Genomic DNA, 11,881 nt, shown 5'->3' with positions numbered 1-11,881 from the left:
GGCCCCCGCCGGGCATGCCGCAGCTCAGGCGGCGTGTCTGACGGCCATCGCGACGATATGCTCGATCACCTGTTCGGGGATCGGGTTGGCGACCTCCAGCCCGAATCCCCCGAGATAGGACCACGCCACCCAACCGGGATATTGGGCGAGCCCGGGTATGTCGAGCGAGAGAAACCGGCCGATCGTGACGCCATATTCGGACTGGATATTGAAACCCCGGGACGAGACATTCTGAACGATCGCCGCGTGTGTGTCGCCGAAGCCGGTGACGATCGTCACGGGGAGGCTGATCGCACGCCGCGTGCAATTGCGTCGATCGAGCAGATCGTGGCTGATGTCGCTGGCGAGGCGGCGGTAGGTCTTCATACGCCACATCTAGGCCATCAACCCTAATGCCGCGTTAAGCACGCGTCGCTCGCGTCAAAAGGCGGCGAACCCGTAATCCGCGTCCTCGTCGATACCAACCGGGGCGGGGGGCGTGGTGGTCGCCGATCGAGACGAGCGCAGGCGCGTGTCGCGCTGTAGGTCCGGTTGTTCGGTCATCTGCCGAATTGCCCCGGCGCCACGCTGCGCGCCTTCGATGCGGAATTTCGCCGCCTGGTCCGACAGCGCTGCGACTTCGGCGGTCAGGTTGCGCGCCGCCGCGGAGGTCTGTTCGACCATCGCCGCATTCTGCTGCGTTGCCTGGTCCATCGCGCCGACCGCCATGCTGACCTCGGTAATCGCGCTCGACTGCGCACGATTGTCGTCCGCGATCCCGGCGAGCAGCGTGTGCACGCCGCGCACATCCGTCGAGATCGCCGACAGCGCACCATCGACCCGCTGCACGCGTTCCACCGCGGTGCCGATATCGGCCTGCGTCGCGGTCAGCTGGTCGCGCGCGCGTCCGGCCTCCTCCTCGGCGCGCATCGCCAGCGCGGAGACGAGATCGGCGACCACCGCAAACCCGCGACCCGCCTCGCCCGCACGCCCTGCCTCGACCGCGGCGTTCATCGCCAGCACGCGCGTCTGGAACGCGATCTTGTCGAGTCCTTCGATCACGCTGTCGATCCCCGTCGCGCTTTCGCTGACCCGGGTCATCGCCTGGACCGCCTCGTCCGCGATCCTGCGCCCGTCCGCCACGGTGGTGATCGCGCCGTCCGCCCGCTCGACGGTCTGGCCCGCGGCGACCGCGGTAGCCCTGAGGCGCTGATCCATCTGCGCGATCGCCGCCGCGGTCTGCTCGAGGCTGGCCGCGTTGCTTTCGGTGCGCCGGGCGAGATCCTCGCTCGCCTGCGCGATCTCCTGTGATCCGGTCCGGATCATCATCGCCCCTTGCGCGACCGATCCGATCAGCCCGCGCAGGCTGGCGAGCGCGCTGTTGAAGTTGCTCTTGAGCCCGGTGAACGGCGCGTGCAGATCGGCGACTACCTCGGCGGTCAGATCGCCCTGCGCCAGTGCGGTGAGGCCGGTACCCAGGCTGTCGACGATCAGTGCCGCCTGGGCCTGTTTCGCTGCCTCGGCCGCCTGGAGTTGGTTCCGGAACGCCAGCATCGCCTTCGCCATGTCGCCCAGTTCATCGCCGCGATCCGCGCCGGTCACCTCGGCGGCGAGATTGCCGTCGCCGAGTGCGCGCATCGTGCCGGCGAGGACCACGATCGGCCGGACGACCCGGCGCTGTGCGACCATCACGAATGCCAGCGTTCCGGCAATGCCGACCGCCAGCGTGATGGCGAGCAGGATCATCGCGATCGTGCCGAGCTGCTCCGCTTTCTCGGCGGACCGTGTCGAATTCGTCTCGATCGCATCCGACGCCGCGCCCATCGACACTTCCAGCACGCGGAACTGATCGAAGAACCCGGGCAGCATCGCACGCGCGGCGACCGGATCGCGGCCGACGCGATCGATGACCTGCGTCGCAGCGCGGACATAGGCCTCCATCGGCGCCGCCAGCCTGGAAGTTACCGCGGCGACCGCAGCATCGCCGGTGTACGCCGAATCCGCTGCGATCCCCTCGCGCAGGGCGACGAGATGCTCGCGGAAATCCTTCTGGATATCATCCGGCTTGATCGCGCTGCCGGGCTCCGCTGCCTGGAATGTCGCGAGCACGTCGCTGCGGATCGCGTCGTGCATCATGTCCGCGCCCTGGTGATTGGAAAGCAGCGTCGTCGCATCGGTCAGACGGTGCAGCGCGGCGCTCTGCATCCACGCCGCGCCGATGCCGGTCGCACCGCAGAGCAGCATCAGTCCGAACAGGACCACGCCCGCCATCCGGATCATACGGGTCAGCGACATCGCATCACGCGACCGGGACTTCGTCATCATCATGTTTTGCTGGCCTGTTCCGTACTGGGACACGTTTCGATTTCTATAATAGGCGGGAATGCAGTGCTCGGAGGTGGCGCGTGGATATTATGACGGTGCCTCGACTGGTCGGACCCGCCCTATTACTCTCCGCGGCCTGGACGTTACCTGCCTGGGGGCAGTCCGGCCCGCCAGAAGTCGTGCAAGACCCCCCGCCACGTGCCGTCGCGATCACGGGACGCTATGTCGTCGATCTCATGGGCAACGTCGCTGGCGGCGACGCGCGGGGCGCGCGGGTGCTCGACAATCTCGAGGTCACGGCCGATGGCGACCTCGACCGGCTGGCCGGCTGGCGCGGCGCGCGCGCGCATCTCCATGTGCTGAGCAATCAGGGGGGATCGATCAATGCGCTGGCGGGGACGGTGCAGGGCGTCGACAATATCGAGGTCGCTGACGGCCGCGTGAAGCTGTACGAGGCGTGGGTCGAACAGGATCTTGCGGGTGGACGCGCCGCGCTGCTGGTCGGGCTGTCCGATCTGAACGTCGACTTCTACCAGAATGACTCCGCGGGCATGCTGGTCGCGCCGGCGTTCGGCATCGGCTCGGAGCTCGCGGCGACGGGGCCCAACGGGCCTTCGATCTTCCCCTCGACCGCGCTGACGATGCGACTGAAGACGTCGATCGGCACATCTGGCTATTTCCACGCTGCCGTCGTGAATGCGCGGGCAGGGGTGTTGGGCGATACGACGGGGATCGACCTCGGAATGCACGACGGCGCGCTTCTGATCGCGGAGGCCGGGACACGCGCCAACGGCAAGCTGGCGTTCGGTGCGTGGCGCTACACGCGGCGTCAGGACGACATGCGGGCGTGCGACGGCAACGGCGATCCGGTCAAACGAACGGCGATCGGTGCCTATGTACTGGTCGATCAGCGGCTGGTCGGTGACGACGGCCGGGGCATCGATCTGTTCCTGCGCGCGGGCATATCGGACGGGAAGACGACGCCGTTTCGCGGCGGTTTTCAAACCGGGCTGCTCGCACGCGGCCTCGTTCCCGGACGGCCCGACGGGCAATTCTCGATCGGCGTCGCGCAGGGCCTGTTATCGCAGGCTCTGCGTCAGACGGTGCGCGATGCCGGCGATCACGCCGACGCCGCGGAGACGGGGATCGAGATCACCTATCAGGATCGGGCAGCGCCCTTCCTCGCGGTCCAGCCCGACGTGCAATATGTTCGCCGCGCCTATGCCGGCGCAGGCCGCCGGTCGGCGTTCGTGGTCGGGCTGCGGCTGATAGCCGAATTTTCACGTCGCTGACGGTCAGCCTCATCGCGGCTCCTGCGGATCCCCGAGGACTGGCGTTGCCGTGAGCAACGGCCAGCCGCGTCCGATCCGCGCACCCGGCTCAGGCGGCCTGTGACTGAAGCGCGTGCATGCGAGAGACGAAGGGAAGCGTTTCGACGAACGGCACGGGGCGGCTGAAATAATAGCCCTGCGCGCTGTCGCACTTCTCTGCGACCAGGATATTCAGCTGATCGAGCGTCTCGACCCCCTCGGCGGTCGACAGGATCCCGAGGCTCCCGCAGAGCCCCGTCACCGCACGCACGATCGCCAGGCTGTCGCTGTTGGTGCCGAGATCGCGGACGAACGATTGATCGATCTTGACCCGGTCGAACGGGAAATTGCGGATATGGCTCAGCGACGAATAGCCCGTGCCGAAATCATCGAGCGAGATGAGCACGCCCAGTTGCTTGATGTCACGCAACTGTTTCAGGACGCTCGCCGTGTCGTCGAGCATCGCGCTTTCGGTGATCTCCAGTTCGAGGCGGCGCGGATCGAGGCCGCTGACACGCAGCGCGTGGGCGACGACGGCCGGCAGCGTCCCCGACTTGAACTGCAGCGCGGAGAGATTGACCGCGATCTTGACGCTGTCCGGCCAGCATGCCGCATCCCGACAGGCGCGCGTCAGGACGAATTCGCCAACCGCGCCGATCAGCCCGATCTCCTCGCACACGCTGATGAATTCGTTCGGGGGGATGATGCCGCGCTCGGGATGATACCAGCGTGCGAGTGCCTCAAAGCCGACCACCGCATGCGTGCCGATCGCGACCTGCGGCTGGTAGTGAACCTCGAACTCTTCCGATTTCAGTGCACGGCGCAGTTCGATCTCGAGCTCGCGCCGGCGGGTTGCGAAGACGTGCATGTCGGGCGTGTAGAAACAATAATTGCCGCGCCCGCCCGCCTTGGCGCTGTACAGCGCGAGATCGGCATTGCGGAGCATCACGTTGGGGTCGAGCGCGTCGACCTCGACCATGGCGACGCCGATGCTCGCGCCGATCTGGATATGGTGACCGCCAATCTCGAAGGGTTGCGTCAGTGCCTCGATGATGCGGCGGCACAGTTGCTCGATCGCATGGTCCGACGTGACATGCTGGACGAGGACCGAGAATTCGTCGCCGCCCAGCCGGGTCACGACGTCATGATGACGGACCAGCGTGACGAGACGCGATGCCACCGCGACGAGCAGCGCGTCGCCGACCGGGTGGCCGAGCGTGTCGTTGACGAGCTTGAACCGGTCGAGGTCGAGACACAGCATCGCGCAGCGATCACCGCTGCGGGCGTTGCGCATCATCTCGTCGAGCCGTTCGCGCAGCATGGTACGGTTGGGAAGATCGGTCAGGGCGTCATGCCGCGCCAGATGCGCGAGGCGCGCGGACGCGTTGCGCGCTTCGGTGACGTCGGCAACGGTGTCGAGAAAACCGCCATCGACCAGCCGGGTGCGCTCGATCGTGATGGTCCGTCCATCCGGCCAGCGCTGTTCGATCCTCGCGCCATAGGCGGAGGCCGCGCCGTCATATTCCTCGACCAGTCGACGATGCTCGTCGGCCGTGCTGACCGACAGGCAGGGACTGTTGCTCAGCAGCTGGTCGAGCGACAGGCCGGGAACGGCATGATCGAGCCCGTAGATGTCGAGGAACCGCTGATTGGTCAGCACCAGCCGCCGGGACGCATCGAACAGTGCGAGCCCCTGGTTCATGTTGTCGAGCGCGGCTTTGAACCGCAAATTCTGAAGCGCGCTTTCCGCCAGCGCGACCTCCAGTTCCTGCGCCATCAGGCGGTTCGCGCGATCCGATCGCCGCCGGTCGACATCGGTTTCGGCATAGGTCGCCGACACCAGCGCGAGCAGGCGATCGGTGTCGATCCCGCCGTCGGGCCGTCGCGCGCGTTCCGCCTGGCGTGCCGCGATCCGGTGGAGCACCGGCGGCTCGGTAGTGATCGGGGGCGGGGGCTTCACGCACATTCCCCGATCAGCGTGATCGTCATCGTCTGATTGTGGAGGCACGGCACCGCGGTCTGATTTTGCGGCGCGATCTCGCCATAGGAATAGAAGCCCGCCAGCGCGATGTCCGGGCCGAGCGCGGTGGCGACCGCGGCGATTTCCTCTTCGGTGCGCTGGCCCATCAGCAGCCTCCGCCCGACACAGCTGATCGCGAGGCACGCTGAGGGTAAAGTCCCCCACGCGGCCGTCTGGTCGAGCGCGTGGTGCGCCGCGGTCGAGGCGCCGTTGATCAGTTCGTCGAACATCCCGCGCATCAGCCGCGCCTTCCACCCCTGCGGCATGTCGCCAGCAAAGGTCAGCGTGCCGGCGTCACGGTCGATGGCGAGCAATGTGCGGACGACGCGAACATCGGGGTGGGCGGGATCCCAGATCTCCAGCGGATAGAGCAGCCCCGATGCAGGCAGATCCACCGCCTCCTCACCGAGATAGCGCTCGTACAGTGCGAGCGCCGGCTCGCCGTCGAGTCCGCGCAGTGTCGATCCCGCCGCATCGTTGATCGTGCGTACGGGGCCGAACGGCTGCCAGCCGCCCGCGCTGCCATGCGCGAACCGGACATGGTCGCCGTAGAAGCCGATGGCGGCGACGACGTCTGCGTGGTGTTCGCCGCGTGCCAGGATCCGCGTGTCCGCAAACCGCGCGCCATCGCCTGCCAGCCCGCCGCTCAGCGCGACGCGATCGCCGATCACCGTGCGCAGACCGGCGACGAGGGCGCTGCCATTGACGTTCAGCCCGTTCGACAGGACGAATATCCCCGACAACCCGTCGGCCGCGAGCTCCTCGCCAAGCGCCGCACCAGCCGCAAACGACAGGTCGGACGATGGCAACGGTTGCACCGCGAGGCGCAGCTCGGTCCGGTCGAATCCCATGCCGAGGATGACGACCCCGTCGTCGTCGAGCCGATCACCTTCGACCATCGTCCCCGAACTGCAGCCAACGATCATCGCGGTGTCGTAGCGGTGCGCGAGCCGGTCGATGAGCGTGCGATCGGCAAGGCGGTCGGTCGGGCCGAACACGATCACCAGATCGGGGGCCGCTGGGAACATCGCCGATTCGCTGTTCGCGTTGATTTGCTTCGACCACATGAGCGCCGTCCCGGAAATGGCAGTGAACGCTGCTTGTGCCGGTGGACTGGTTTCCGGCCTGTTGCCGGCGACCTAAGGGAAACCCCTTAGTCAGCGCGTCGATTCCTCCCCCGCCGAAGCGGACGGCTCGCACATGAACGGCCTAAGCCCATTGAGAACGAAACGGGAACAGGATAGAAGTGCCGTCATCGAGTCGGCAGGAGGATCAGGTGATGGGCAGGGACGATGACGGGGTTGAAACGACGCGTGAGACATTCGGCAGGTGGCTGCTGAAACAGCGCGATCGCGGCGACTGGATCGATCCGGTCGCGGATGCAGCACGCGCCGATCGTCAGTTTCCGAAGGACGGCGACCCGGAAGCCGTACGCAAGCGCCTGCGCGAGATGTCGGCGGATGGCGATGCGTTCGCGGCGATCGACGATGCCGAACTGGACTGGATGGTGCAGTAATGGGCGCGAGACTTCGCCTGGCGCTGGTGCCGGCAGATCCGCGCCAGGCGTTGCGCCAGCTGGCCGACGAACGCGGAGAGAGCCTTTCCGCCCTGTCGCGCATGATCGACCGGTCGCCCGGCTATTTGGCGCGCTTCATCAACGAGGGGCGTCCGGCGGCCCTGACCTGCGACAATCACCAGCAGCTCTGCACGTATCTCGGCGCGGGGGAGTTCGGGCTCGGGATTCGCGACATCTGGGTCCCGCGCACATGACGCGGCGCTGCATCGGGCGCCGTGCGTGACCAATGTCCGATCCTGCAAAACCGCCCACGCGTGCGCGGCTGATCTACACCGCGCTGTGCGTGCTCGACCAGACGATCGACGATTGCTGTCCGCACCCGGTGAGGCCAAATCCGGGGCTGCGGCTGGCGTTGGCCTTGCTGCATTTCTGGGGTGAGGGCGACCGGTCGCCGTTCGACCAGTTCTGGCGGGTGGTCACCGCGGCACCCAATGCGATCACGCGGACGCCGGACACGCGGGCGACCTATGCCCGGACCTATCTTAGCGCGATCTGCCGGCAGGTCGGAATGCCGCTCAGCGTCGATATGCTGATCGGCCTGCGCAAGGCGCGCGGCCTGCCGACCTATGAACGGCCGCCCGCCGCTTGCCTGTGCCCGGTGATGGCAGAAGCGCCACAAGACGACGGCGGCGACCCGATAAAGGCCGTTGGACGCTCGCCCGATCGCGATGCTGCCGTTGGAAAAGGAGGGCAGGGCGCGTGACGGGGCGCTGTCTGTCTCGATCCGGGATTCGCGGACGACATGAGGCTTGTCCGCCGCGGCCATATTTGAGACGCTCGTCGCAGAGCTTACTGCTCCAAGACGGTAAGAGCTCGGCATCCCGCCCGCGACATCGACGGTGTCACACGGAGCGGGCGGGATGCTTCACACATTATCAACTAGTTGATCCTAATCAAGCACTCGAGGCTCTCGCCTCCAGTGACGAGTACCCTCAGCGCCCCGCCATGATCTTTCACACGGACATGCGGGGCGCTTTTCTCGTCTTTGGCCAAGACACGGGATCCATGCCGTAGCGGACAGCTGGGCGGGTCTGGCAAACGCTCCACGACTCCAGCGAGCATATACTCCCAGAGCAGCGGTTCCCGACCCGCGCTATCGATCCTGGCCGGCGAGTAATGCGCCGAGTTGTTCGAGCTGCTCCGGCAATCCTGCCGCCGAGCCCTGCAGTGCCTCGTCGAGCGCCTCCCGGGACGGATAGAATTCGCGAAACGTCAGCAGCGTCAGTGCATCGCGGTCCTCGAAGGTCACCGTCGTGATCGCGCCCTCTTCGCCTTCGTCATTGGTCCAGACGATGCGGTCGTTCGGTACCACCTCGATATACCGGCCGTAGAAGGTCATGATATCGGAGCCGCCGGCGCTGAACCCCAGCCGGTATGTGCCGCCGGTGCGGACGTCGAGGTCGCAAGCGACCAGCGAAATGCCGGCGACGGACTTCGGTACCCACCATCGCTGGAAGAGATCGGCCTGGCTCCACGCCTCATAGACCGTGCTGCGCGGCGCATCGAATATCCGCGTTACGACGAGTTCGCGATCGCCGCAGCGCTCGACCGCATTGCTACCCTGGCCGTTCATCGTTTTCCTCCTGCTTCAGGTCACGGATCACATTCTCCAATACGGCAAAGCGGGCCTCGCAAAGCTGCCGGTGTGCCTCGATCCACATCGCCCCCGCGGCGAGGCCGCGCGCGCCATCGCCAATTTGGCGCCGGTTTATCACCGGGCATATCGGCCCACAGCGTAAAAAATGCGCCAGCTATATGCGCGCTATATGCCATTTCCCGGAATCGATCTCGAATTGCTACGATCGATGCGCCTAATCGCACATCTCTGAAGGCATCGTCGTGTGACGAGCGCCGTTCAAGGGGTGCATCAATGAAGTTCCGTCATGCGGCCATGGTCGTCGCGATCCTCGCTCTTCCCGTCACCGCGCAGGCGCAATCGACACCCGGCGACAAGGCCGAGGCGGCTGCGGATACGGCCCCGCCGGCAACGCTGACGGTCAGCGGTTCGGCGGCGATCGCCTCCGACTATCGGTTTCGCGGCGTGTCGCAGTCCGACCGGGAAATGGCCGTCCAGGGCGGCATCACGGTGTCGCATGAGAGCGGACTCTATGCCGGCGTCTGGGGATCAAACCTTGCCGGCTGGGGGACGTTCGGCGGCGCCAATATGGAGCTCGATCTGATCGGGGGCTACAAGGTGAAGCTGGCCGACAATGCGACGCTCGACGCCGGGCTGACCTGGTACATGTATCCGGGTGGCGCGGACAACACCGACTTTGCCGAGCCCTATGCCAAGCTCAGCGGCACCGCCGGCCCCGCAACGCTGACCGCGGGCGTCGCCTATGCGCCCAAACAGCAGGCGATCGGCAAATGGTATGCGACCGGCGCCGATGCCGCGGCGGGCCTCTATACGAGTCCGGGCGACAAGGACGACAATCTGTACCTGTGGGGCGACGGCGCGCTTGCGCTGGCCGGTACGCCGATCACCGCCAAGGCGCATGTCGGGCATAGCTGGGGGCAGGACGGGCTAGGCCCCAACGCGACCGCGGTCGCGCCGACCGGCGAATATTGGGACTGGTCGCTCGGCGCGGATGCGACCTGGCACAACCTCACCTTCAACGTGTCGTACATCGACACCGACATTTCGGGCGCCGAGGCGATCTATCTGCGCCCCAGTTTCAGCAAGGGACAGGACGGCAGCGGCAATATCGCCGGCGGCACCATCGTCGCGTCGCTCACCGCGGCCTTTTGAGGAGAGATGGTGATGGACGACCTGATCTGGATCCTCGTCATGGTCGGGCTGGTGGCGGCGACGCTCGCTTATGCCCGGCTCTGCGACAACGCGTGAGGACGCACGCATGACGCTCGACCTCTGGCTCGCGGCGCTGACCGCGCTTGGCCTTCTCGTCTACCTGGTGGCGGTCCTGATCCGCCCCGAACGCTTCTGAAGGAGGCGGACACCATGACATTCCAGGGCTGGATCCTGATCCTCGGCTTCGTCGCCATCCTGCTCGCGCTGACCAAACCGGTCGGCGTGTGGCTTTTCACGCTGTACGAGGGACGGAGGACGCCGCTCCACATCGTGCTCGGCCCGGTCGAGCGCGGTTTCTACAAACTGGCCGGGATTGACCCGAATGCCGAGCAGGGGTGGCGGCGGTATGCGCTCCACATGCTGCTGTTCAACGTTATGTTGATGGCGTTTACTTATGCCGTGCTGCGCTTGCAGGGCGTGCTGCCGGGGAACCCGCAGGGGCTGGCCGGGCTCAGCCCGAACCTCGCGTTCAACACCGCGATCAGCTTCACCACCAACACCAACTGGCAGAGCTATGGCGGGGAATCGACGATGTCGAACCTCAGCCAGATGCTGGGGCTGACTATCCACAATTTCCTGAGCGCGGCCACCGGCATCGCGCTCGCCTTCGCGCTGTTCCGCGGTTTCGCGCGGCGCGAGTCCAAGGCGATCGGCAATTTCTGGGCGGATATGACGCGCGTCACGCTCTATGTCCTGCTGCCGATCTCGATCGTCTATGCTTTGTTCCTGATCGCCAGCGGCGTGCCGCAGACGATGGCGGGCGTCGTCGACGTCCAGACGCTGGAGGGCGCGAAACAGTCGCTTCTGCTCGGCCCGGTCGCGAGCCAGGAGGCGATCAAGATGCTCGGCACCAATGGTGGCGGCTTCTTCAACGCGAACTCCGCGCATCCGTTCGAGAACCCGACCGCGCTGACCAACCTCGTCCAGATGCTGTCGATCTTCCTGATCGGCTTCGGGCTGACCTGGACGTTCGGCAAGGCGGTCGGCAACACCAAGCAGGGCTGGGCGATCCTGTCGGCGATGCTGATCCTGTTCCTCGCCGGCGTCACCGTCACCTATTGGCAGGAAGCCGCGGGCAACCCGGTGCTCCAGCGTCTCGGCGTCGCGGGCGGCAACATGGAGGGCAAGGAGGTCCGCTTCGGGATCGCCGCGTCCGCCTTGTTCTCGGTCGTCACGACCGCGGCGTCGTGCGGTGCGGTCAACAGCATGCATGACAGCTTCACCGCGCTCGGCGGGATGATTCCGCTGTTCAACATGCAGCTTGGCGAGGTCGTGATCGGCGGCGTCGGCGCAGGGATTTACGGCTTCCTGCTGTTCGCGATCCTCGCGGTGTTCGTCGCTGGGCTGATGGTCGGGCGCACACCCGAATATGTCGGCAAGAAGATCGAAAGCCGCGAAGTGAAATTGGCGGTGCTGGCGATCGCGGTGCTGCCGTTGATGATCCTCGGGCTGACCGCGCTGTCATCGGTGTTGCAGCAGGGGCTGGCGGGGCCGCTCAACAAGGGGCCGCATGGCTTCTCGGAGATTCTCTACGCCTTCACCAGCGCGGTCGCCAACAACGGCTCCGCCTTTGCGGGTCTGACCGCCAACACGCCCTATTACAACGGGCTGCTGGGCGTCGCGATGTGGGTCGGGCGGTTCTTCATCATCGTGCCGATGCTCGCCATCGCCGGGAGCCTGGCCGCGAAGAAGTACACGCCCGAAAGCGCGGGCTCGTTCCCGACGACGGGCGGGCTGTGGGTGGGGCTGCTGGTCGGCATCATCCTCATCTTGGGTGGTCTCACTTTCCTGCCGGGCCTCGCGCTCGGTCCCATCGCCGATCATCTCGCGATGATCAGCGGCACATTGTCCTGATCGGGGGC

12 protein-coding genes are annotated in these 11,881 nt (G+C 66.1%); 7 read left to right on the top strand and 5 right to left on the bottom strand.

The features are described from left to right. Nucleotides 1-24: 24 nt before the first annotated feature. On the bottom strand, nt 25-366 hold the full coding sequence (locus IFT87_RS04305; protein ID WP_031395616.1) for a PilZ domain-containing protein: 342 nt from the start codon (nt 364-366) through the stop codon (nt 25-27). A 54-nt stretch (nt 367-420) separates the two neighbouring features. Then, nucleotides 421-2,304, bottom strand: coding sequence for a methyl-accepting chemotaxis protein (locus IFT87_RS04300; protein ID WP_414712132.1), 1,884 nt, complete (start codon nt 2,302-2,304; stop codon nt 421-423). Between the two features lie 179 nt (nt 2,305-2,483). Here IFT87_RS04300 and IFT87_RS04295 point away from each other — a divergent pair, with 179 nt between their 5' ends. Further along, nucleotides 2,484-3,596 (top strand): carbohydrate porin, encoded by a 1,113-nt coding sequence (locus IFT87_RS04295; RefSeq protein WP_042466875.1) that lies wholly within the window; start codon nt 2,484-2,486, stop codon nt 3,594-3,596. Between the two features lie 88 nt (nt 3,597-3,684). Here IFT87_RS04295 and IFT87_RS04290 read toward each other — a convergent pair whose 3' ends face one another. Both IFT87_RS04290 and IFT87_RS04285 read right to left on the bottom strand, forming a co-directional pair. Then, nucleotides 3,685-5,574 carry an EAL domain-containing protein gene (locus IFT87_RS04290; protein WP_192007628.1) on the bottom strand — a complete coding sequence of 630 codons (1,890 nt, stop codon included), beginning with the start codon at nt 5,572-5,574 and terminating at the stop codon, nt 3,685-3,687. Then, nucleotides 5,571-6,701 carry an FIST signal transduction protein gene (locus IFT87_RS04285; protein ID WP_192007627.1) on the bottom strand — a complete coding sequence of 377 codons (1,131 nt, stop codon included), beginning with the start codon at nt 6,699-6,701 and terminating at the stop codon, nt 5,571-5,573. Before IFT87_RS04285 ends, IFT87_RS04290 begins: the two co-directional genes overlap by 4 nt. 212 nt (nt 6,702-6,913) lie before the next feature. Here IFT87_RS04285 and IFT87_RS04280 point away from each other — a divergent pair, with 212 nt between their 5' ends. The 3 genes from IFT87_RS04280 to IFT87_RS04270 are packed head-to-tail and all read left to right on the top strand — an operon-like array spanning nt 6,914 to nt 7,913. Further along, a complete protein-coding gene (locus IFT87_RS04280; RefSeq protein WP_031440221.1) occupies nt 6,914-7,150 on the top strand; it encodes a hypothetical protein in 237 nt (78 codons plus the stop codon). Then, complete coding sequence (locus IFT87_RS04275; RefSeq protein ID WP_052149302.1) at nt 7,150-7,404, top strand: transcriptional regulator; 255 nt, start codon at nt 7,150-7,152, stop codon at nt 7,402-7,404. The genes IFT87_RS04280 and IFT87_RS04275 overlap by 1 nt, the downstream gene beginning before the upstream one ends. A gap of 32 nt (nt 7,405-7,436) precedes the next feature. Continuing rightward, nucleotides 7,437-7,913, top strand: coding sequence for a hypothetical protein (locus IFT87_RS04270; protein WP_031440223.1), 477 nt, complete (start codon nt 7,437-7,439; stop codon nt 7,911-7,913). 390 nt (nt 7,914-8,303) lie between these two features. On the opposite strand, the gene IFT87_RS04265 is transcribed toward IFT87_RS04270, so the two are convergent. Continuing rightward, complete coding sequence (locus IFT87_RS04265) at nt 8,304-8,783, bottom strand: SRPBCC domain-containing protein (RefSeq protein WP_031440224.1); 480 nt, start codon at nt 8,781-8,783, stop codon at nt 8,304-8,306. A gap of 297 nt (nt 8,784-9,080) precedes the next feature. On the opposite strand from IFT87_RS04265, the gene IFT87_RS04260 reads away from it, so the two are divergent. The 3 genes from IFT87_RS04260 (at nt 9,081) to kdpA (ending at nt 11,873) form a co-directional block, all read left to right on the top strand. Next, on the top strand, nt 9,081-9,959 hold the full coding sequence (locus IFT87_RS04260) for a TorF family putative porin (RefSeq protein WP_031440225.1): 879 nt from the start codon (nt 9,081-9,083) through the stop codon (nt 9,957-9,959). A gap of 106 nt (nt 9,960-10,065) precedes the next feature. After that, on the top strand, nt 10,066-10,155 hold the full coding sequence (kdpF, locus tag IFT87_RS04255; RefSeq protein ID WP_037531783.1) for a K(+)-transporting ATPase subunit F: 90 nt from the start codon (nt 10,066-10,068) through the stop codon (nt 10,153-10,155). 14 nt (nt 10,156-10,169) lie between these two features. Continuing rightward, the gene (gene kdpA / locus IFT87_RS04250; RefSeq protein WP_037531785.1) at nt 10,170-11,873 is read left to right on the top strand and encodes a potassium-transporting ATPase subunit KdpA; all 1,704 of its coding nucleotides are present in this window, start codon (nt 10,170-10,172) and stop codon (nt 11,871-11,873) included. Nucleotides 11,874-11,881: the final 8 nt, after the last annotated feature.

The sequence above is a fragment of the Sphingomonas sp. CFBP 8765 genome, assembly GCF_014841445.1.
Lineage (GTDB): Bacteria > Pseudomonadota > Alphaproteobacteria > Sphingomonadales > Sphingomonadaceae > Sphingomonas > Sphingomonas aerolata.
The sequence above is the reverse complement of the archived record's forward strand: the minus strand, read 5'-3'. Positions and strand labels throughout refer to the sequence as shown.